The organism is Kaistia granuli DSM 23481 (genome assembly GCF_000380505.1).
In the GTDB taxonomy this organism is placed as follows: domain Bacteria; phylum Pseudomonadota; class Alphaproteobacteria; order Rhizobiales; family Kaistiaceae; genus Kaistia; species Kaistia granuli.
Genome location: NZ_AQYH01000008.1, coordinates 291,070 through 311,123 on the forward strand (window position 1 = coordinate 291,070; position 20,054 = coordinate 311,123).

A 20,054-nucleotide genomic window follows, 5' to 3' on the forward strand; every position below is an offset into this window, starting at 1 on the left:
CACGGATCGATCATGATGAAGACCCTATCCGAGAAAATCGCGCGGTTCGGCCTGGCCTTCGCCCTCAGCGTCGCTTCGGCGACGCTGGTGGCAGCCCCGGCAAGCGCCGCCGAAGAGGGTGCCCAGGCGACGCCGCATTATCCGCTGGTCAAGCCGCCGCAGGAGCCCTGGAGCTTCGCCGGCGTGTTCGGCCGATTCGATACGGCGCAGCTGCAGCGCGGCTACCAGGTCTACAAGGAGGTCTGCGCGGCCTGCCACTCGATGGACCTGATGAGCTTCCGCAACCTGGCCCAGCCAGGCGGACCGCACTTCACCGAGGCCCAGGCCAAGACGGTCGCTGAAAGCTTCCAGGTTCAGGACGGCCCGAACGACGAAGGCGACATGTTCGAGCGCCCGGCTCGTCTGTCGGACCGCTTCCCGGCGCCGTTCCCGAACCATCAGGCAGCCGCCGCCGCCAACAACGGCAAGGCGCCGCCGGATCTGTCGCTGATGGCCAAGGCCCGCGCCGTCGAGCGCGGCTTCCCCTGGTTCGTCCTCGACATCTTCACGCAGTACCAGGAAGGCGGCCCGGACTACATCCACGGCCTGCTGACCGGCTACAAGGAGCCGCCGGCCGGCACCGAAGTCGGCCCCGGCCTGCACTACAATGTCGGCTTTGCCAGCGGTTCGGCCATCGCCATGGCGCCGCCGCTGTCGGATGGCCAGGTCACCTATTCGGACGGTTCGCCCGAGACGGTCGACCAGTATTCCCGCGACGTCTCGGCCTTCCTGATGTGGACCGCAGAGCCGCATCTCGACGCCCGCAAGCGCATCGGCTTCCAGGTCATCCTGTTCCTGATCGTCTTCGCCGGCCTGCTCTACTTCGCCAAGAAGAAGATCTGGGCCCGGGTCGCGCACTGATCGCAACCGCATCCCGCTACGAAAAAGGGCCCGTCGGGGCCCTTTTTTTATTGCTGCTGTTGTTGCTGCTGGTAGCTGGCGAGGAATTCCCGCATCTGTTGCCGCAGTCCCTCCGCGTCGGCGCGGAAATCATCGGCGATCCACGCCCGCTCGAAATGCTTGAGCAGGAGGCCGACCAGCGGCCCTCGATCGACGCCCAGCTCGACCACGTCGCGGCCGGACAGCGGAAAGACCGGGACCGTCCAGCCCCGCGCCGCGGCGCCACGGCTATCGACCGCCTCGGCCGGAAGCCAGCCCTTGGCGCCCGCGAGCATCAGGCCGTCGCGAAAGGCGTCCTGACCGATCCGGTAGAGCGTTGCATGATCAGCGGAAGCCGGTGTCCCCGACGCCTCGCAGCCCACGGCCAGCGCCGCACGCATGCGACCCCGCTCGGAATTGGACAGGCGGAAGCGCGTCGCGATCCGGTCCACATCCTCCTGCAAGCGACCGAACAGGACGGCGAGGCGCAACGCGGGCACCGCGGGTTCGCCATCCTCGAAGGCCGGCAATCGGGCCAGCGCGACGAGATCGCCGACGCTGGCGGCGATCAGCGGCAGGATGCCGCTTTCCTGCATCGTCGCGATCGTCGCAACGGCGCCGCCGGCTACCACCAGCTTGCGCATCTCTTGGCCGATCCGCTCGGCCGACAGCGAGGCAAGGTCCTGGCGAGCGCGGATCGCGGCCGAGAGGCCTTCGGCATCGGGATTGCCCACGCCATAGGCGGCATGAAAGCGGAAGAAGCGCAGCGCCCGCAGCCTGTCCTCGGCGATCCGCCGATCGGCGGAGCCGATGAAGCGCACCCGTCGCGCTGCGATATCGGCAAGGCCGCCGACCGGATCATATACCCGACCATCCAAATCGACGGACAGGGCGTTGATGGTGAAATCCCGCCGTTCGGCATCCGTCTGCCAGTCGCGGCCGAAGCGCACGACGGCACGGCGGCCATCCGTCTCGATATCCTCGCGCAGCGTCGTCACCTCGACGACGTGGCGATGGCCGATCACCGTCACCGTGCCGTGCTCAATGCCGGTCGGCGCGATCTTGAGGCCAGCGGACTCGGCCCGCGCCATCACCGTTTCCGGAACGGCCGTTGTCGCGATGTCGACATCGGCGACAGGCAGCCCCATCAGCGTATTCCGCACGGCGCCGCCGATAACCCGCGCCGCCTCGCCCTCGGACGAAAGGAGCGTCAGGACTTGGCGGACCAACGGATCGGCAAGAAACGCCGCGTCCCGGCAATCCCGGATGGTCAATCGAAGCCTCCCGGCACCAGCACGCCGTCCCGGAATTCCGCCGGATGATAGGTAGTGCCCGCGCTGCCGCCGGAGAAATGCACCAGGCCTAGAACGGCGATCAGCACGATGACGACGCCGATGGCCGAAAGCCGCGACAGCACCGTATAGGACCAGGTTCCGCCCGCGGCGCTGGGCACGACTTGCCGCCACCCGGCATAGAGGATGAACGGCGCGAGAAAACAGACAACGGTGATCGCGAGAAATCTCAACATCTATTGGTAGAGCCGTTCATAGAGACCCCGGACAATTCCAGCGGTCACTCCCCAGATATGGTGTTCGTCATACGGCATTTCGTAGAGCAAATGCCGGACACCATCAAATTCCCGGGTAATTGTCTGGTGGTTCTGCGGGCTCATGAGGAAGGAGAGCGGGACTTCGAAGGCAGCGTCGACCTCGTCGGGGTTCAAAACAAGCTGATGCTCCGGCGCCACGCGCGCCACGACCGCGATGATTCGGTAGCCGGTGCCGGCGATGTAGGGATCGAGCCGGCCGATCGGTTCGACGAGATGGGGATCGAGACCGATCTCCTCCTGCGCCTCGCGCAGCGCCGCCTCCGCCGCGTTGGCGTCGGTCGGATCGATCTTGCCGCCGGGAAAGGCGATCTGGCCGGCATGATTGCGCAATTGCATCGTCCTGCGTGTCATCAGCACCGTCGCATTGCGGCGTTCGACGATGGGGATCAGCACCGCCGCGTCGCGAGACACGAAACCGCGCGGCGGAATAAACTCCGGATTGATCACCACCTCGTTGTCGCCGGCGTCCGGCCCCTGGTCGAGCGGACGCAGAAGCTGGCGGGCGCGGCTGAAGAAGTGATCCGGGCGGAAGGGATTGTCGAAGTCGGGGCTCGTCACGCCGCTGCCACCTCGCTGGATGAATCGGCGATGTCGCCCTCATGCCCGAGCACGAAGAAGCAGCCGGCCGAGGCGACGCCGATATCCGCTCCGCGCTGCTCGAAATGCGCCGCCAGCTCATGCACCAGGGGGCGCGCCAGCCGGGCTTCCAGGCCGCCCCGGACCCGCACATAGGGCACCAGCCCGCCATCCTCCCCGTTCACCGCGACGCGCAGGGGATGGTCGGCGTCGACGGTGACGACATCCCCGCCATTGGTCCGGAAAACGAGGCTGGGCCCGCCCTCCTTGTGTTCGACCGCCATTTCGACGGCGATGAACGGCACGTCGTCAACGCGGATCGCCAGCTTCTCGGCCGGTGTGACCAGCACATAGCCGCCATCCGGCTCGCGCCGCAGCACCGTCGCGAACAGCCTGATCAGCGCCTCACGCTGGATCGGCCGGCCCTCGTGATGCCAAGCACCCGACCAGTCGATGCGGATATCGATCACGCCGCAATGAGCGGGATTCCACAGATGCACAGGGGCCGGCCCGCGGAACGTCCCCGCCCTGGCGATCAGGGCGGCGAGGGTCGAACCGTCCGCCGAATCCGGGTCGGCCTTGGTTTCGCCCTGCTTTATCACTGACATGCTAAATTCATCCTTCCGCGCATGGCTGACGCTGCCATGCCGGTCGTGCGAAGATTGTAAGCGGATCGAGTCACTCGATCTCGTCGCGACCGTAACTGAAACTATATGGGCCGATATGAGCGCGTTCAATCAGACCTCCATCGCAGACGTCGATCCGGGCCGCACCGTCGCCGAAGCCGATGCCGCCGTCGCGACGATCAAGTCGGCGCGGGACGCGATCGGCAAGATCATCTACGGCCAGGAAACCGTGATCGAGCGCGTGCTGGTCACGCTGCTGGCCGGCGGCCACGGCCTGCTGGTCGGCGTGCCGGGCCTCGCCAAGACCAAGCTCGTCGAGACGCTCGGCATCGTGCTCGGGCTCGATGAGCGGCGCGTGCAGTTCACGCCCGACCTGATGCCATCCGACATCCTCGGCTCCGAGGTGATGGACCAGGACGAATCCGGCCGCCGCTCGTTCCGCTTCCTCAAGGGCCCGATCTTCGGCCAGCTGCTGATGGCGGACGAGATCAATCGCGCCAGCCCGCGCACGCAATCGGCCCTACTGCAGGCGATGCAGGAATATCACGTCACAGTGGCCGGCCAGCGCTACGACCTGCCGAGCCCGTTCCATGTGCTGGCGACGCAGAACCCACTCGAGCAGGAAGGCACCTATCCGCTGCCGGAAGCCCAGCTCGACCGCTTCCTGCTGCAGATCGACGTGCTCTATCCCGACCGCGACGCCGAGCGGCGTATGCTGTTCGAGACGACCGGCGCGGCCGACGCCGTCGCCCAGCGCGTGACGGACGCGGCGGCGCTGAAGTCGATCCAGCAATTGGTCCGCCGCCTGCCGATCGGCGAGAGCGTCGTCGAGGCGATCCTGAACCTCGTGCGCTCGGCCCGTCCCGGCGAGATCGAGGACAAGAAGCTCGCCGGCGTGATCGCCTGGGGACCCGGCCCCCGCGCCAGTCAGGCGCTGATGCTCGCCGTGCGCGCCCGCGCCCTGATCGACGGCCGCTATGCGCCCTCCGTCGACGACGTCATCGCGCTGGCGGAACCCGTGCTGCAGCACCGCATGAGCCTGAGCTTCGCCGCACGGGCGGACGGGCTCTCGGTTCGCGATGTGATCGGGACCCTCAAGTCACGAATCGGGTGAAGTCTTGACCGAACCGCGCGCCAACGTGCCGACATCTCGTCCTGTCGGCACGAATCTGGCCGAGGCCAAGGGCCTTGCCCGGAGCCTGCCGGACCTTCTGGTCGAGGCGCGCCGTGTCGCGACCACGGTTCTGGCCGGCTGGCATGGCCGCCGGCGCGCCGGACCGGGTGAAACCTTCTGGCAGTTCCGTCCCTTCGTCACCGGCGAGGCGCCGGGCCGCATCGACTGGCGCCGCTCGGCACGCGACGATCATCTCTATATCCGCGAGCGCGAGTGGGAAGCGGCCCACACCGTGTGGCTTTCGGCCGATCTCTCGCCTTCGATGGATTTCCGCTCCAAGCTGGCGCTGGCCTCGAAGCGCGACCGCGCGCTCGTCATCCTGCTGGCGCTGGGCGATCTGCTGGCGGCCGCCGGCGAACGCATCGGCCTGCTCGGTCTCGGCGATCCCGTGCTCTCGCGCAACGCGGCCGAGCGACTGGCGGAGACGCTCGCCGTCTTCGAGGATGCCCAGCCGGCTCTGCCGTCCGCGGCCCGGCTCAGCCGCTTTGCCGATCTCGTGCTGATCGGCGACTTTCTCGATCCGATCGACGAGATCGACGCGCGGCTCGCCGACTATGCGCGCCACGGCGCCACCGCCCATCTGGTCGAGATCCGCGATCCGGTCGAGGAAATCTTCCCTTACGCCGGGCGAACGGAGTTCCGGGATCCCGAAAGCGGCGCGCTCTACACGATAGGCCGCGCCGAGCAGATCGGCGAGGAATACCGAAACCGTCTGCTCGCCCGCCGCGAGACTCTGGCGGCGACCTGCCGCCGCCTCGGCTGGAGCTATCTCACCCATCGCACCGACCGGCCGGCGACGGAGCCACTGCTGGCGCTGCATGCGCGCCTGTCGGCCCGCGTCACCGAGGGAGGACGGCCATGATCGCCGGCCTGCCCCTCGCCTTCGGCGCGCCGCTCGTCCTCACCGCGCTGGTGCTGCTGCCGGCGATCTGGTGGCTGTTGAAGCTGACCCCGCCACGCCCGCGGCTGGAAAGCTTCCCGCCGACGCGCATCTTGGCAGAAATCGCCAGGCGCGACGAACAGCCGGCGCGCAGCCCGTGGTGGCTGACGGCGCTGCGATTGCTGCTCGCGGGCCTGGTCATCCTGGCTCTGGCGGCGCCGATCTGGCGTCCGACCGGCGAAAGCGTGCCCGGTGGCGGCCCGCTTCTCGTCGTCATCGACAATGACTGGGCGGCGGCGCGCGACTGGGAGACCCGCATCGACACGGCGCGGCGGATCGTCGATCTGGCCGAACGCTCGGGCCGGCCCGTCGGCCTGATCGCGACGGCCGAGCCGCCGAACCAGGAATATGCGCCGACCGATGGCGCGACGATCCGGACGCGCCTCGATGCGATGGTCCCCCGTCCCTATCCGACCGATCGCAACGCCATCGCAGAAGCCCTGCGAACCGGCATCACCTCGGCCGAGTTCGGCGGCGTTGCCTGGCTCTCCAACGGCCTCGGAGGCCAGGATGCCGAGGATTTCTCGCGCTTCCTCGAGACGACCATCAGGGCCCCGGTGACGATCTATGGCCGTGACGGCAAGCCGTTGCTCGGCCTAGCCGCGCCGGCCGCCACCGCCGATGCGCTGACCCTTTCGGTGCTGCGCAGCGAAGGACAGACCGCGACCGGCACGCTGGTCGCCCGCGACATGAAAGGCCGCTCGATCGGCGAGGCGCCGTTCGCCTTCAAGCCGGGCGAGCTTCGCACCGAGGCCGCCTTCACGCTGCCAACCGAACTGCGCAACGAGATCGTCCGGGTCGAGATCGCCGGCAGCGAGACCGCAGGCGCCGTGCAACTGCTCGACGACCGCTTCAAGCGCCGGCGCATCGGCGTGATCTCCGGCGCTTCGAGCGACAATGCCCAGCCGTTGCTGTCGCCGCTATACTACATCACCCGCGCCGTGCAGCCCTTCGCCGACGTGATCGAACCGCGCGACGCCAATGCCGCCAACGCGGTTCCGCAGATGATCGAGGCCGGCGCGGCGGTGATCGCAATGGCGGATATCGGCACGCTGACGCCCGACGTGGAGGAAAAGCTCGCCGGCTGGGTCGAGGCGGGCGGCACGCTGCTGCGCTTCGCCGGACCGCGTCTGGCCGCTGCCAGCGGCGAGACGGACACCCTCATTCCCGTGCGCCTGCGCGAAGGCGGCCGCGTGCTCGGCGGCAGCCTGTCCTGGGCCTCGCCGCAACCGCTGGCGTCGCTCTCGCCGACCAGCCCCTTCGCAGGCCTCGCCATCGCGCCCGACATCGAAGTCCGGCGCCAGGTCCTGGCTGAGCCCGACGGCAATCTGCCGGCACGCACCTGGGCAGCCCTCGGCGACGGCACGCCGCTGGTGACGGCCGCCCCGCTCGGCAAGGGCTGGCTGATCCTCTTCCATGTGACGGCCGACGCGAGCTGGTCGAACCTCCCGCTTTCCGGCACTTTCGTCGAGATGCTGCGCCGCATTGCCGCCTTCGCCTCGGTGCCGCAGATCGAGGCCGCCCGCACCGCCGAGGGCGTCGCGACCGGCGCGGCGCTGCCGCCCTATCGCCTGCTCGACGGCTTCGGCCATTTCGTCACCAGCGATCCGCTGGCGCGGCCGCTGCCGGCGACCGGCCCGCTGCCGGCGCCGAGCCGCGATCACCCGCCCGGACTCTATGGCGCGGATGACGGATTCCGCGCCGTCAACGTACTGGCGGCCGACGCGACGCTGCCGCCCTTCGATGCCGCCTCGCTCGCCGGCGCCGAAATCCGGCCCTATCCGACGACGGCGCCGACCGACCTGTCGCCCTATCTGCTGCTCGCGGCGCTCGCCTGCCTGATCGCCGATGCGCTGGCGGTGCTCTGGCTGAATGGCGGCCTCCGGCTGCGTCCGCGCGCGATTGCTCTTGTTATCCTTTCGTTAACCCTGGGCCATGCTTTCGTCCCTGCTCCGGCAGGCGCCGACGCGGCGAGCGACCAGTTCGCCATCGACGCCGTCAACACCTCGCGCCTCGCCTATGTGACGACCGGCAACAAGGAGATCGACGACATGAGCCAGGCCGGTCTGGCCGGCCTGTCGCGGGCGCTCGGCGCCCGTACCGCGCTCGAGCCGGCCGACCCGCTCGGCGTCGATGTCGCCAAGGACGAGCTCAGCTTCTTCCCGCTGCTTTACTGGCCGATCGATCCGACATCGCCGATGCCCGACTCTTCCACGCTCGCGCGGATCGACGCCTATATGAAACAGGGCGGCTCGATCCTGTTCGATACGCGCGACGAGCTGGAACGGGCGCCCGGCACCACGGGGTTCGGCGGCACGCCGGCGGCGGAGCGGCTGCGGGCCATGCTGTCCGGGCTCGATGTGCCGCCGCTCGAACCGGTACCCTCCACCCATGTTCTGACCAAGGCGTTCTACTTGCTCGAGGATTTTCCCGGTCGCTATAGCGGCGGTCCACTCTGGGTCGAAGCCTCGCCGCCGGAGGACGATGCCGCCGCGGCGGCGCGGCCCGCCAGGCCGGGCGACGGCGTCTCGTCGATCCTGATCACCGAGAACGACCTCGCTGGCGCCTGGGCGACGGATGCCGACGGGCGCTATCTGGTGCCGACCGTGCCGCCCGACCCGCGCCAGCGCGAACTCGCCTATCGCACCGGCATCAACATCGTCATGTACACGCTGACCGGCAACTACAAGGCCGACCAGGTGCATGTGCCGGCCCTCCTGGAGAGGCTGGGGCAATGAACTGGTCGCTGACCTTCGCGCCGCTGATCCCGCTGCCCTGGCTGGCGGCGCTGGCGCTGCTCGGCCTCGTCGCCGTCGCCCCCCTCCTGTTCCGCCGGCTGCGCGGTGCCTGGCTGCGCGTCGCGGCGCTGGCAGCCCTGGTCGCGGCCCTTGCGGGGCCGGTGCTCCTGGCCGAGGACCGCCAGCCGCTGCCGACCATCGTCGCCGTCGTCGTCGACAAGAGCGCCAGCCAGGATCTCGATGGCCGCGCCGCCACGACGGAAGCGGCGCGCGACGCGCTGACCAAGCGGCTCGGCGACCTCCGCAATATCGAGATCCGCACAGTCGAGGCCGGCGGCAAGACCGGCGCAGCACCGGTCGACGGCACGGAACTGTTCACAGCGCTCGGCACGGCGCTCGCCGATGTCGCACCGGAGCGGCTCGGCGCCGTCGTCATGCTGACCGATGGCGAAGTGCACGACGTGCCGATGCCGGCCGGCTCGCCCTTCGGCGGCGCGCCGCTGCACGCGCTGGTCGCCGGCCGCGACGACGAGCGCGACCGCCAGATGGTGATCCGCTCGGCGCCCCGCTTCGCCATCGTCGGCGAGAGCCAGATGGTCGAATATCAGGTGCTCGACCAGGGTGCGCCCTCGAACGAACCCGTCCGCGTCACCATCAGCCGCGACGGCGAGCCGCTGGCGACCGAAACGGTGACGCCCGGCGCGATCAACCGCTTCCCGATCGAGATCGGCCATGCCGGCCAGAATATCATCGAATTCGAGGCGGAGCCGCTCGCCGGCGAGCTGACCCCGATCAACAACCGCGCCGCCGCCGTCATCGACGGCATCCGCGAGAATCTCCGCGTGCTGCTGGTCTCGGGCGAGCCGCATGCCGGCGAACGGATCTGGCGCAACCTGCTGAAATCGGACGCTTCCGTCGACCTCGTGCATTTCACCATCCTGCGGCCGCCGGAGAAGCAGGACGGCACGCCGATCAACGAATTGTCGCTGATCGCCTTCCCGACACGCGAGCTGTTCTCCGTCAAGATCGACCAGTTCGACCTGATCATCTTCGATCGCTACGCCCAGCGCGGCGTGCTCCCGACCGTCTATTTCGACAACATCGCCCGCTATGTCCGCGACGGCGGCGCGCTGCTGGTCGCCTCCGGGCCGGACTATGCCTCCGACGACAGCCTCTATGCGACGCCGCTCGCCGATGTGCTGCCGGCGGCGCCGACCGGCCGCATCATCGAGAAGCCGTTCAGCCCCCGCGTCACCGATCTCGGGCAGCGCCACCCGGTGACGCGCGGCCTCGAAGGGGCCGACGCCGAACCGCCGCGCTGGAGCCGCTGGTTCCGCCAGGTCGAGGTCGACAAGCCGGATGGCGAAGTCATCATGAAGGGCGTCGACGACGATCCGCTGCTGGTGCTGCAACGCGAGGGCGAAGGCCGCGTCGCGTTGCTGCTGTCGGATCAGGTCTGGCTCTGGGCGCGCGGCTATGAGGGCGGCGGGCCGCATGTCGACCTGCTGCGCCGGCTGGCGCACTGGCTGATGAAGGAACCCGACCTCGAGGAAGAGGCGCTGCGGGCGACGGCGCGCGGCGCCACGCTGGCGATCGAGCGCCAGACCATGCAGGAGAAGATCGCCCCAGTGACGGTGATCGCGCCGTCCGGTGCGCGCAGGACGCTGACGCTCGACGCCGCCGGCCCCGGCCGCTTCCGGGCCGAGTTGCCGGCCGACGAGATCGGCCTCTGGCGCGTCGAGGACGGCGAACGGCGCGCCTTCGCCCATGTCGGGCCCGCCAATCCGCGCGAGTTCACCGATGTGCTCTCGACCTTCGACAAGCTGGCGCCGGTGGTCGAGGCGACCGGCGGCCGCATCGCGCGCATGGCCTCGGCCGACGGTACTCTGGACACCCCGCGCGTCATCCCGATGCAGTCGGGCCGCGCCATGTCGGGCCGCGACTGGATGGGCGTGCGCATGACCGAGGCATCCGTGCTCAAGGGTGTCGACCGCTGGCCGCTGTTCTCCGGCTTCCTCGGCCTGGCGATCCTGCTCGGCGTGACCGCGATGACCTGGTACCGCGAAGGACGGTAGGCAGTTCTGACCAGACGCAGCGGAACGGTCGGAACACCCTCGCCGTCATGCCCGTCTCCGAGCCGCCATCCCATTCATCCGAGGCTCGGGAGGCTCAGACGGTAGCATCGCCGTTGCATGGATTCCTGCTTTCGCAGGAATGACGGAGGAAGATTTGGAAGCAGCGAGAGCCTGTCCCTGCCAAGCCTGAGGTCGATGACGCGCCCCTAGGCGGCCCGTTCCGCCGCGCCACCGAGGCCATCCAGCGCGTCGTCGGTCAGCGGGCAGACCAGCACGCGGGCGGGATCGGCCGGAGCCGGCAGGGTGATCTGGTAGGGCTTCAGCCGGACGAAGCCGAACGGTCCGTAGTAGGGCTCGTCGCCGACCAGCAGGATGACGGAATGGCCCGCCTCCCGGGCGGCGGCGATCGCCGTGCGCATGAGCGACTTGCCGGCGCCCCTGCCCTTCCAGTCCGGCTCCACGACCAGCGGCCCGAGCAGCATGGCCGGCCGGCCGCCGATACGGATCGGCGTCAGCCGGACCGAGCCGATCAGCCTCTCGCCCGACTTGGCGACGAAGGAGAGCTCCGGATCCTGCGCAACGCCCTCGCGCAGCAGCGAGGCGGCACGGGCGAAACGGCCGGGCCCGAACGAGATTTCGTGCAGCGCCTCGATGCCGGCGTCATCGGCGGGCGTCTCGGCCAGGACGGTGAAGGAGTCGATTTTCATGGAGGCGTCTCGTCGGAAGGGCATGACACTGTCCGACGGACACCACCGTCAAGCGCGGTGCGTCCTCGGGACAAACAAACGAACGGCATCGCGTGACAGGAGGTCACGGCCGTCGGTTCGTCGTCGCAGAAGGAGGCTCGGAGTCATGTCTGGTTCCGGGTCGCAATCCCAAGGCGCATAGCATGGGCCGGCGGCGTCGGCAATCACCAATGCGCCGAGGCGGGAATGCGGTCGAGAATCTCGCCGAGCCTTCGCCGCGTCGCCGGCGTCGTTGCCTCGGGCAGCGCGGCGGGATCGAAAAAGCCCGCTTCCGCGATCTCGCGGTTCGGATAGCGGGGCGGGCTCGGACGATCGAAGGAGCGGGCGACGAAGACCAGCACGTGGTCCCGCCGCCGCTTCGGGTTCATGTAGATGCCGAATAGCGTCGCCGGCGCACCGAGCACGATGCCGCCCTCCTCGCGCAGTTCGCGCGCCAGCGCCTCGCCGACGCTCTCGCCCCGCTCGACGCCGCCGCCCGGCAGATACCAGCCGGGCGTATAGGAATGCCGCACCAGGAAGATGCGCCCAGCCTCGTCGAAGCAGGCGCCGCGCACCCCGAGCGTCATGCCGCGCAAGACGGGCGCGGCGATACCGCCGAGGCGGGCGAGAAGTGAATACATGCCGATCCTTCCATCCGCGAGGGAACCCAAGCATAGGGGGACGGGCGGCGGCGGCAAACCGCGCCGCGGCCGAACGCATGCCATGCGGGACGAACATGGCAGGGTCGCGTCGCGCGGCCTGACAGAACCGGATCGCGCTCCCCATATTTTCAACAGATGAGGCGGGTCACTGACCAGATCGACCGATCCGCCCGGCGGCGCCCCATGTTGGCGCCGTTTGCTTTTGCGAGGATGGCATCGACGCACCCGCCATCGATCGAAGTCGACGCGGCATCGCGGCTGGACGCTGGCCTCGCGCTTCGTTAAGCCGATGACGATGTTCGTGCTCGCCCATCTCTCCGATCCGCATCTTGGCCCGCTGCCGCGTCCGCGAACGCTGGAGCTCGCGTCGAAGCGGGTCATCGGCTACGTCAACTGGCGGCGCAACCGCGTGCGCTCGCTCGGCGGCGAGGTGCTGGCCGGGCTGATCGAGGACATGCTCTCCCGCACGCCGGACCACATCGCGGTCACCGGCGACCTGGTCAACATCGCGCTGCCGGCCGAGATCGTCGCCGCCGGCGACTGGCTGAAGGCTGTCGGCCCGCCCGCCGACGTCTCGTTCGTACCGGGCAACCACGATGCCTATGTGCCGGGCGCTCTGGCCAAGGCACTCGCCCTCTGGGGACCCTATGCGACCGGCGATACCGGCACGCCGCTCGGCCGCGTCACCTTTCCCTATCTGCGACGTCGCGGCCCGGTCGCCATCATCGGCGTTTCCAGCGCCAGGGCGTCGGCCCCCTTCATGGCGACGGGCCATGTCGACGCCGCCTGCCTGCCGGAACTGCGCGACATGCTCCTGCGCGCCAAGAGCGACGGCCTCTATCGCGTCGTGCTGATCCATCATCCGCCCTTCAAGAAGGCGACGGGCTGGCACAAGCGGCTGGTCGGAGCCGGACGGATTCGTGCCCTGATCAAGGAAGTCGGAGCCGAACTGATCCTGCACGGCCATACCCATATCGACAGCTTCGAGAGCATCGAGGGGCCGGAAGGCCGCGTGCCGGTGATCGGCGTGCCGTCGGCGGCCAATGCGCCCGGCGGTCACAAGCCGGCCGGACGCTACAATCTGTTCGGCATCGAGGGCGAACCCGGCAATTGGCGCTGTTCGCTGGTGGAGCGAGGCTACGGCGCCCCCGGCAGCGGCATCGAGATCATCCGCGAGCGCAGCGTCGGCTGAAGGCCGGAACGCCGCCCGGCGCCGCTAGGCGGGCGCCGGCGCGTTCTGTTCCAGGAATTCGCCGCGCAATTCCTGCCAGCCCTGCTGAAAGATGGACTGACCCAGCAGCCAGCGCTGGCGGGTCGCCTCCTGGGGGTTGTCGAGAGCCGAACGCCAGATCCGCTTCGCCTCACTCCCTGCCCCGCTGGCATACAGGCATGTCGCATAGGTATGCCGGGCCAGCATCAGATCCCCCCGCTCGCATTCCGTCCCTCGCTGGGCCGCCTGCAGCGCCAGTGCGGGCTTGTCCTTGCTGAGATAATGGGCCGACAGATTGAGCCAGTATGTCGATATGTTCTGGCGATCCAGCCTTCGATAGCGAATGGCCTCGCACTCGCGGCCGCTGTCGAACACCATCAACTTGATCAATCGGCTGATCGTCTTGTTCTGGCCAAACCAGTCCAGCGTATGATGACCGGAAAACGGCATCTTGACCGGCGTCAGCGGGTGGCGCGCGGTAATCAGATCGGCGTGTTTTCGATCATTACCGTTGAAGGGATCGTAGAAGATGTAGCCGCCGGCAACCGGCGCAATCTGCGAGACAACATCGTAACGGCAAACGAGGCCGGTCTGATCGGCCTGCCACCGCTGTTCCCAGGGAAAACGGGCCATGTCCGGCGAGAATTGCGGCGCGAAGAGCAGCACCCGCGAAAGGGACAGCCGCTCGGAAAAGTTGATCGCGCCATAAGCCCCCATGCTCGAGCCGTAGCCGACGCGCTGCCGGCCAGCCAGTCGCTGGTTGATCCGCTCGATGACGTCATCCATCTCGTCGTGCTGATACCAGTGGTTGCCATGCGATTTGATGGAGACGACGTTGACGTTGTTCGTCGAGAAGTAGCGCAGCCCAAACGGCGGCCGGTCCGGATCCAGGACGTTGGACCAGGGGTCGAAGCAGACCACCACGGGCCCGTCGTCCGCCAGCGCCGCCTGCACCTGGTAGGAACGACCCGAATACAGCTCTTCCATGCGAAGATTTCTCTGACTTTCAAGAAGAAATATTTGGAAATTTGCTATAAATTCAACTCAGTCTTCCAGATATTCGGACACTGGTCTTGGACTGAACTTGACGAATGTACTCGCCAACTGAAAGGTTCTCTAGGCCTCAATTGCCACACTCGACTGGGCACACAGTTTCCCGCCACCGCCCCATAGAGGCAGCGCCATTTGGGGGCATGCAAAAGCCGCCGCCGAGAGCCGAGGCGGGAGTTCGTTGGAAAGGGAAAAGACGCTAGCCGCCGATATGGACCCAGGCATAGGCCAGCAATCCGACGACGCCGACCAGCAGTCCCGCGAGGAACGCCGCGACGATCCAGCCCGTCTGCGTCGAGGCAGCCGCCCGCGGCGCCGCCGCATCGGCCGGCAGACTGCGGGCGAGCGTCCGGCGCTCGCCGCGCTTGCCGTCCTGCTGCGCGGCGCGGCGGATCAGCCAGTCGCCCTCCAGCGCCCGATCGCGCTCGATCACCCGCTCGGCGACATAGTGGGTGACGCAATCGGCCATGTCCTCGAGATCGACGGTCTCGAGGATGACGGTGCGGCCGAGCCGCGTATCCTTCAGGAAACGATAGGTGCGACGATCGCGCGCCATGGTGACAAAGGCAGTCATGTCGATCCAGAAGCGCGGCTGCGTGCCAGTATCGATCGCCGCCACGAACTGGTCGTCGCCCTCGGGGACTCCGTCGAAGACGCCCTTGAGCGCGTCGACCAGCATGTCGAGGCGAGCCCGTTCGGCCTCGCGCAACTCCACCACCACGTCGGCGCGCTCCGCTTCCGCCAGACGGACCTTGCGGATCGCATCGGCGAGATTGCGGACGTTCGAAGCCGCTCCGCCCTCGGGCCCGCGCCTGCCGCCAGCGTCGTTCATCCGTTGACTCCGAATTGATGCGACGATCTTCTGCCTGTCTTTAGCAAATCCGCCGCCCCGACGCATCCACGGATCGTCGGCATCGCGCGGGCAGCGATCAGGGGGACGCCATGACCGAGCTTTCCGGACCCGTGCTCAGGGTCGCCGACGCAGCCAAGTCCTTCGGCCTCGACATCGCGCTCCACGTCATGCCGTCCTCCACCCGCACGGCGGAGGAAGCAGCCGCGGCATGCGAATGCTCGGTCGGCGAGATCGTCAAATCGCTGGTCTTTCGCGGCGTGACCAGCGGCGACGCCATCCTGCTGCTCGTCTCGGGCTCGAACCGCGTCGATGAAAGCAAGGTCGCCGAAACGATCGGCGAGCCGATCGAACGACCAGACGCCGCCTTCGTCCGCACCGCCACCGGCTTTGCCATTGGCGGCATTCCGCCCTTCGCCCATGCGACCCGGCTCGCCTGCTGGTTCGACCGCGATCTGCTGGCGTTCGAACGCGTGTTCGCCGCCGCCGGCACGCCGCACGCCGTCTTCGCCGTCAGCCCGGCCGCGCTGCAAAATGCCATCGCGGCGCCGGTCATCGCCATGGGATGACGGCCGTCCGGATCCAAAAAGCGCGGGGGCGGCTTGAGATCGCCTGAATTCTGACGATTATCCGCGCCGGGTCGGGACCGATACGGAGAGATGAGAATGCGATTCGCCTGGATCGCCGGCGTGATGATCGTGGCGAATGCCGCGCTTCCCGCCAGCGCCGACGTGATCTATCCGCGTGGACTGGTACGCGCTCCGGAAACACTCGACCCGCAGAAGGCCGCCACCTTCAACGAAACGCCCATTCTCTACGACCTATTCGAAGGTCTGGTGACGCTCGACGCCGAGGGCCGCCCCGTCGCGGGCGCCGCCGAGAGCTGGACCGTTTCGCCGGATGGCCGCGTCTACACCTTCCGGCTGCGCGACGGCGCCCGCTGGTCGAACGGCGACGTCGTCAAGGCATCCGATTTCGTGGCGTCGTTCCGCCGGCTGTTCGCGCCGACAACCGGCGCTACCGAGGCCGGCCCGCTCCTCGTCATCCAGGGCGCCAGCGCCGTCCAGCAGGGCACCGCCAAGCCCGAGACGCTCGGCGTCGCCGCGCCCGACGCGGCCACGCTCGAGATCACGCTGGAACGGCCGGTGCCGACCTTCCTGAACCGGCTGGCGCTGCCGGTCGCCCTCCCCGTCAATGTCGCGACGATCAAGAAGCTCGGCGCCGATTTCGGCTCGACCGGCAAGATCGTCTCCAACGGCGCCTATCGCCTCGCCGCCATCGACAAGAAGGACGGCTACATCCTCGTCAAGAACGCCCGCTTCCGCGACGCCAAGGCGATGCCGATCGACAGCGTCGTCTACAAGCCGTTCGAGAGCCCGGCCGAATGCGTCGAGGCGTTCCGCACCCAGGCGGTGCTGTCCTGCCCCGACGTGCCGACGGAAAACCTGCAGGACCTGCGCAAGGAATTCGGCTCGGCGCTGCGCTTCGCGCCCTATCCCGGCACCTATTATTTCGCGCTCAACACCACCAAGAAGCCGTTCGACAACATCGTCGTCCGCCGCGCGCTGGCCATGGCGATCGATCGAGAGGCGCTCGCCGCCGCCGTCTGGTCGGGCGGCATGATCCCGACCGCGACCCTGGTGCCGCCGGAACTGTCGGGGATCGCCGCCAAGACGCCGGAACCGATCGAGATCCGCCGCGCCGAAGCGCGGAAGCTGCTCGAAAGCGCCGGCTTCGGACCGGCGACGGAAGCCGCCATCCCGATGCAGCACGCCGCCGCCGATCCGGCGGAGCCGAACAACGCCGGGAAGGCCGCCGAGACGGCTCAAGCCGTCGCCGCGACGAAGCCGGCAACCGACGGTCCCGATGCCCCGGAGGCCAACGCAGCCCCCGCCCGGATGGCAGCCGATTCCGCCGCCCCGAAGACGAAGCCGGCAGACGCTGCACCGGAGACCAGGCAGCCGGCGGCTGCCGCCCAGGCGACGGACAAGCCGGTCCAAGCCAAAGTGGCGGACGACAAGCCGGACGAAACCAAACCGATCGAAACCAAGCCAGCCGAGAAGACGGCCGCCGCCGCTCCAGCCTCGCCCGAAGCGTCGGGCCCGAAGCCGCTCGTGCTGACCATCCGCGTCGGCACCGGACTGGGGAACGAGGAAACCGCCCGCGCCGTCGCCGCCCAGTGGAAGGCGATCGGCGTCGAGAGTGAGATCGTGACGGAGCCCAACGCGGCGCATTTCGCGCGGCTTCGCGACGGCGGCGACTACGACGTCGCCCGCTCCGGCTGGATCGCCGACGAGGCGGATCCGATCGACATGCTGACGGTGCTGCGCAGCGACAATGTCCGCTTCAACTATCCGCGCTATCGCAACGTGGAATATGACCGCCTGCTCGATCTGGCATCGGTCGAGATGGACATGGCGAAGCGGAAGCAGGATCTCGACGCGGCGGCCGCCATGCTGGCCGCCGACGCGCCGATCATCCCGCTTCTGGGCTATGTCTCGCTGGCTCTGGTCTCGCCGGTGCTGTCAGGCTGGGACGACAATCCCCGCAATGTCCATCCGACGCGCTTCATGACGCTGGACTGACAGCCGGACGCCAGCCGGCTCAGCGGCAGGCGACATAATGGCGACGACCATAGCTGTCGCGCCAGTAGCAGCGTCCGCTCGTGGCATCGGCGATGATCGCGCCGGTGACCGCACCGACGCCCGCGCCGATCGCCGCCGCACCGGCCGTGCCGCCCGCCAAACCACCGATCGCCGCGCCCGTCACGCCGCCGAGGACGGCGGCGTCGCCCGTCCGGGATCCGGTCGTGCAACCGGCCAGGATGGCGCCCGAAAGAGCCACTGCGATTACGAGGGGAGCTTTGTTCATGTCGACCTCCTCTGGACGCGGCGCATGACGGATGTCGCGGCTCGCGTCGGCTGTACCATGCTGGAAAGTAATGCAGGAGGTCGCGGATCAGTTCCGGCGGCACGGCAGGCAAGGCGCGGCGGCCAAAAAGAAACGGCCGGAACGAAGTCCCGGCCGTCTCAAGAAATCAAGAAAAGAAATTAGCGGCAGGACGTGTAATGACGACGACCGCGATTATCCTTCCAGTAGCAACGGCCGGTCGCGTCGGCGATGATCGCGCCCGTGACCGCACCGACGCCGGCGCCGATTGCCGCCGCGCCGACGCTGCCGCCTGCGAGACCACCAATGGCCGCACCGGCGAGACCGCCGACGACGGCACCGTCACCGGCACGCGAGCCGGTCGTGCAGCCAGCGACCACAGCGCCCAGGGCAACGAGCATAACGAGCGTAGAAGCCTTCTTCATCAATCTCTCCTGTCCATGTGAACCCCCGAGGGCGACCACCAAGACACCAAGGTCCGATTGGTTTCCCCCACACCGGCGCTCGATCCAGCCCGTCCATGATCACAAGAATCACAGGCGGCCGGGATCACGGCCATGCACCCGCCCCCCTTGAAGGGTCAGTCAGGCTCGAAGTCAAGCTAGCTGCTCCGGAGGGCCCCGAGAAGGGGCAACCCGGCCCAAGGCCGCGCTGCCCTTAGCTATTGTCAACAAAGGTGCAAAAAGGTCAGACAATCCCGCTGGAACTGCCGCCGGTCGAAGGCCGCTCGGCCGTGACCTTGGCGCGGTAGCCCGACGCGCGATAGACGCCGATCGGATCGATGGCGCCGCCCTTGGCCAGCCGCGCCTTGGCCAGGATCGGTCCGACATCGGTGGTGAAGGCCCGCTTCAGCGTCTGATTCGCCATCGTCACGTCATTGGCGTCCTGATAGGCGCCGAGACCGGCCCGGTCGACCAGCAACGCTTGCGCATAGGCGCGCAGGATCTCGACGGCGCTCGCCATCAGGCTCTCGATCGGATCGGTGACGTTGTGCGACTGGTCGATCATGTAGGCCGGCTGGAACGCCCTCGCCTTGCGATACTCGGCATCGACCAGCTCGTTGAAGACGAGGAAGAGCTGGAACGGATTGATCGAGCCGGCGTCGAGATCGTCGTCGCCATATTTGGAATCGTTGAAGTGGAAGCCGGCGAGCTTGCCGAACTGGATCAGCCGGGCGACGATCATCTCGATATTGGTGTTCGGCGCATGGTGGCCGAGATCGACCAGGCAGAATGCCTTCGGCCCCAGCTCCTGGGCGATCAGGTAGTTGGTGCCCCAGTCCTGCACCACCGTCGAGTAGAAGGCGGGTTCATAGAGCTTGTGCTCGGTGAAGACGCGCCAATCGTCCGGCAATGCCGCATAGACCGACTTCATCGCCTCCAGATAGCGCTCGAAGGCGCCCGTGAAGTTCGACTGGCCGGGGAAGTTCGAGCCGTCGCCGACCCAGACCGTCAGCGCCTTCGAACCCAGCACCTTGCCGATCTCGATCGTCTCGATGTTGTGCTCGACCGCCTGCTGGCGGACGGCGGCGTCGGTGTGCGACAGCGAGCCGAACTTGTAGGAATGCTTCTGGTCCTTGGCGTCCGAGAACGTGTTCGAGTTCATCGCATCGAAACCGAGGCCGAGCGCGTCGGCATGCGCCTTCAGAGCCTTCGGATCCGCCTTGTCCCAGGGATTGTGCAGCGAGACATTCGGGGTCGCGCGCGTCAGCTGGTTGATAACGGCGCAGTCGTCGAGCTTCTCGAAGATGCCGCGCGGCTCGCCGGGACCGGCGAAGCGGGCAAAGCGCGTGCCGCCGGTGCCGACGCCCCAGGACGGCACGGCGACGGTGAAGGCCGCGACCTTGCGCGTGATCGCATCGATGTCGATACCACGCCGGTCGAGCTGCTCGCCGAGCGAGGAATAGTCGTTGGCGAGCGCCGCGTCCTCGGCCTTGTTCTTCTCGGCCAGGATATCTGCGGAAATCGGAAGATCGGTCATGTGGCGGGTCCTCCCCAAGCCAGTTTTGCGTA

General features: G+C 68.0%; 19 protein-coding genes. 8 read left to right on the forward strand and 11 right to left on the reverse strand.

Annotated features, from left to right (window positions below; all coding sequences use genetic code 11):
• The first annotated feature begins 15 nt into the window (after positions 1-15).
• Complete coding sequence (locus G342_RS0113760) at positions 16-900, forward strand: cytochrome c1 (protein WP_156830968.1); 885 nt, start codon at positions 16-18, stop codon at positions 898-900.
• A 47-nt stretch (positions 901-947) separates the two neighbouring features.
• Here G342_RS0113760 and G342_RS0113765 read toward each other — a convergent pair whose 3' ends face one another.
• The 4 genes from G342_RS0113765 to G342_RS0113780 are packed head-to-tail and all read right to left on the reverse strand — an operon-like array spanning position 948 to position 3,711.
• On the reverse strand, positions 948-2,192 hold the full coding sequence (locus tag G342_RS0113765) for a CCA tRNA nucleotidyltransferase (RefSeq protein WP_018183738.1): 1,245 nt from the start codon (positions 2,190-2,192) through the stop codon (positions 948-950).
• Complete coding sequence (locus tag G342_RS24160) at positions 2,189-2,446, reverse strand: DUF6111 family protein (protein WP_018183739.1); 258 nt, start codon at positions 2,444-2,446, stop codon at positions 2,189-2,191. The genes G342_RS0113765 and G342_RS24160 overlap by 4 nt, the downstream gene beginning before the upstream one ends.
• Complete coding sequence (locus G342_RS0113775) at positions 2,447-3,085, reverse strand: CoA pyrophosphatase (protein ID WP_018183740.1); 639 nt, start codon at positions 3,083-3,085, stop codon at positions 2,447-2,449. It abuts the gene before it with no gap.
• Entirely contained in the window at positions 3,082-3,711 is a 630-nt protein-coding gene (locus G342_RS0113780) for a DUF1285 domain-containing protein (protein WP_018183741.1), read from the reverse strand. The genes G342_RS0113775 and G342_RS0113780 overlap by 4 nt, the downstream gene beginning before the upstream one ends.
• Before the next feature lie 115 nt (positions 3,712-3,826).
• Here G342_RS0113780 and G342_RS0113785 point away from each other — a divergent pair, with 115 nt between their 5' ends.
• Genes G342_RS0113785 through G342_RS0113800 form a run of 4 tightly spaced genes read left to right on the forward strand, consistent with a single transcriptional unit; the run spans position 3,827 to position 10,656 of the window.
• Positions 3,827-4,843 (forward strand): AAA family ATPase, encoded by a 1,017-nt coding sequence (locus tag G342_RS0113785; protein WP_018183742.1) that lies wholly within the window; start codon positions 3,827-3,829, stop codon positions 4,841-4,843.
• A 4-nt stretch (positions 4,844-4,847) separates the two neighbouring features.
• Complete coding sequence (locus tag G342_RS0113790; protein WP_018183743.1) at positions 4,848-5,765, forward strand: DUF58 domain-containing protein; 918 nt, start codon at positions 4,848-4,850, stop codon at positions 5,763-5,765.
• Positions 5,762-8,581 (forward strand): DUF4159 domain-containing protein, encoded by a 2,820-nt coding sequence (locus G342_RS0113795; protein ID WP_018183744.1) that lies wholly within the window; start codon positions 5,762-5,764, stop codon positions 8,579-8,581. The genes G342_RS0113790 and G342_RS0113795 overlap by 4 nt, the downstream gene beginning before the upstream one ends.
• On the forward strand, positions 8,578-10,656 hold the full coding sequence (locus G342_RS0113800) for a hypothetical protein (RefSeq protein ID WP_018183745.1): 2,079 nt from the start codon (positions 8,578-8,580) through the stop codon (positions 10,654-10,656). Before G342_RS0113795 ends, G342_RS0113800 begins: the two co-directional genes overlap by 4 nt.
• 206 nt (positions 10,657-10,862) lie before the next feature.
• Here the strand turns inward: G342_RS0113800 and G342_RS0113805 are convergent, their stop codons facing one another.
• Entirely contained in the window at positions 10,863-11,363 is a 501-nt protein-coding gene (locus G342_RS0113805; protein WP_018183746.1) for a GNAT family N-acetyltransferase, read from the reverse strand.
• A gap of 203 nt (positions 11,364-11,566) precedes the next feature.
• Complete coding sequence (locus tag G342_RS0113810; RefSeq protein ID WP_018183747.1) at positions 11,567-12,022, reverse strand: NUDIX domain-containing protein; 456 nt, start codon at positions 12,020-12,022, stop codon at positions 11,567-11,569.
• Between the two features lie 316 nt (positions 12,023-12,338).
• Here G342_RS0113810 and G342_RS24165 point away from each other — a divergent pair, with 316 nt between their 5' ends.
• Complete coding sequence (locus G342_RS24165; protein ID WP_040878973.1) at positions 12,339-13,235, forward strand: metallophosphoesterase family protein; 897 nt, start codon at positions 12,339-12,341, stop codon at positions 13,233-13,235.
• Positions 13,236-13,259: 24 nt separating this feature from the next.
• Here G342_RS24165 and G342_RS0113820 read toward each other — a convergent pair whose 3' ends face one another.
• Both G342_RS0113820 and G342_RS0113825 read right to left on the reverse strand, forming a co-directional pair.
• Positions 13,260-14,240 (reverse strand): tetratricopeptide repeat protein, encoded by a 981-nt coding sequence (locus G342_RS0113820; RefSeq protein ID WP_018183749.1) that lies wholly within the window; start codon positions 14,238-14,240, stop codon positions 13,260-13,262.
• Between the two features lie 262 nt (positions 14,241-14,502).
• Positions 14,503-15,135, reverse strand: coding sequence for a hypothetical protein (locus G342_RS0113825; RefSeq protein WP_018183750.1), 633 nt, complete (start codon positions 15,133-15,135; stop codon positions 14,503-14,505).
• A 110-nt stretch (positions 15,136-15,245) separates the two neighbouring features.
• Here G342_RS0113825 and G342_RS0113830 point away from each other — a divergent pair, with 110 nt between their 5' ends.
• A complete protein-coding gene (locus G342_RS0113830; RefSeq protein ID WP_018183751.1) occupies positions 15,246-15,722 on the forward strand; it encodes a YbaK/EbsC family protein in 477 nt (158 codons plus the stop codon).
• A gap of 96 nt (positions 15,723-15,818) precedes the next feature.
• Positions 15,819-17,738, forward strand: a complete 1,920-nt coding sequence (locus G342_RS25330; RefSeq protein ID WP_018183752.1) for a peptide ABC transporter substrate-binding protein — start codon at positions 15,819-15,821, stop codon at positions 17,736-17,738.
• 19 nt (positions 17,739-17,757) lie between these two features.
• Here the strand turns inward: G342_RS25330 and G342_RS0113840 are convergent, their stop codons facing one another.
• The 3 genes from G342_RS0113840 to rhaI all read right to left on the reverse strand — a co-directional run bounded on the left by G342_RS0113840 (position 17,758) and on the right by rhaI (position 20,022).
• Positions 17,758-18,024, reverse strand: a complete 267-nt coding sequence (locus G342_RS0113840) for a hypothetical protein (protein ID WP_018183753.1) — start codon at positions 18,022-18,024, stop codon at positions 17,758-17,760.
• Positions 18,025-18,203: 179 nt separating this feature from the next.
• Positions 18,204-18,467, reverse strand: coding sequence for a glycine zipper domain-containing protein (locus tag G342_RS0113845; RefSeq protein WP_018183754.1), 264 nt, complete (start codon positions 18,465-18,467; stop codon positions 18,204-18,206).
• A 262-nt stretch (positions 18,468-18,729) separates the two neighbouring features.
• On the reverse strand, positions 18,730-20,022 hold the full coding sequence (gene rhaI, locus G342_RS0113850) for an L-rhamnose catabolism isomerase (protein ID WP_018183755.1): 1,293 nt from the start codon (positions 20,020-20,022) through the stop codon (positions 18,730-18,732).
• Positions 20,023-20,054 lie beyond the last annotated feature (32 nt).

What these genes read in the sequence shown, in the direction of transcription:
- G342_RS0113800 (WP_018183745.1), top strand. Translation starts at nt 8,578, where the DNA reads ATGAACTGGTCGCTGACCTTCGCGCCGCTGATCCCGCTGCCCTGGCTG.
- rhaI (WP_018183755.1), bottom strand. Translation starts at nt 20,022, where the DNA reads ATGACCGATCTTCCGATTTCCGCAGATATCCTGGCCGAGAAGAACAAG.
- G342_RS24160 (WP_018183739.1), bottom strand. Translation starts at nt 2,446, where the DNA reads ATGTTGAGATTTCTCGCGATCACCGTTGTCTGTTTTCTCGCGCCGTTC.
- G342_RS24165 (WP_040878973.1), top strand. Translation starts at nt 12,339, where the DNA reads ATGTTCGTGCTCGCCCATCTCTCCGATCCGCATCTTGGCCCGCTGCCG.
- G342_RS0113795 (WP_018183744.1), top strand. Translation starts at nt 5,762, where the DNA reads ATGATCGCCGGCCTGCCCCTCGCCTTCGGCGCGCCGCTCGTCCTCACC.
- G342_RS0113810 (WP_018183747.1), bottom strand. Translation starts at nt 12,022, where the DNA reads ATGTATTCACTTCTCGCCCGCCTCGGCGGTATCGCCGCGCCCGTCTTG.
- G342_RS0113820 (WP_018183749.1), bottom strand. Translation starts at nt 14,240, where the DNA reads ATGGAAGAGCTGTATTCGGGTCGTTCCTACCAGGTGCAGGCGGCGCTG.
- G342_RS0113785 (WP_018183742.1), top strand. Translation starts at nt 3,827, where the DNA reads ATGAGCGCGTTCAATCAGACCTCCATCGCAGACGTCGATCCGGGCCGC.
- G342_RS0113825 (WP_018183750.1), bottom strand. Translation starts at nt 15,135, where the DNA reads ATGAACGACGCTGGCGGCAGGCGCGGGCCCGAGGGCGGAGCGGCTTCG.
- G342_RS0113840 (WP_018183753.1), bottom strand. Translation starts at nt 18,024, where the DNA reads ATGAACAAAGCTCCCCTCGTAATCGCAGTGGCTCTTTCGGGCGCCATC.
- G342_RS0113780 (WP_018183741.1), bottom strand. Translation starts at nt 3,711, where the DNA reads ATGTCAGTGATAAAGCAGGGCGAAACCAAGGCCGACCCGGATTCGGCG.
- G342_RS0113830 (WP_018183751.1), top strand. Translation starts at nt 15,246, where the DNA reads ATGACCGAGCTTTCCGGACCCGTGCTCAGGGTCGCCGACGCAGCCAAG.
- G342_RS25330 (WP_018183752.1), top strand. Translation starts at nt 15,819, where the DNA reads ATGCGATTCGCCTGGATCGCCGGCGTGATGATCGTGGCGAATGCCGCG.
- G342_RS0113805 (WP_018183746.1), bottom strand. Translation starts at nt 11,363, where the DNA reads ATGAAAATCGACTCCTTCACCGTCCTGGCCGAGACGCCCGCCGATGAC.
- G342_RS0113760 (WP_156830968.1), top strand. Translation starts at nt 16, where the DNA reads ATGAAGACCCTATCCGAGAAAATCGCGCGGTTCGGCCTGGCCTTCGCC.
- G342_RS0113845 (WP_018183754.1), bottom strand. Translation starts at nt 18,467, where the DNA reads ATGAAGAAGGCTTCTACGCTCGTTATGCTCGTTGCCCTGGGCGCTGTG.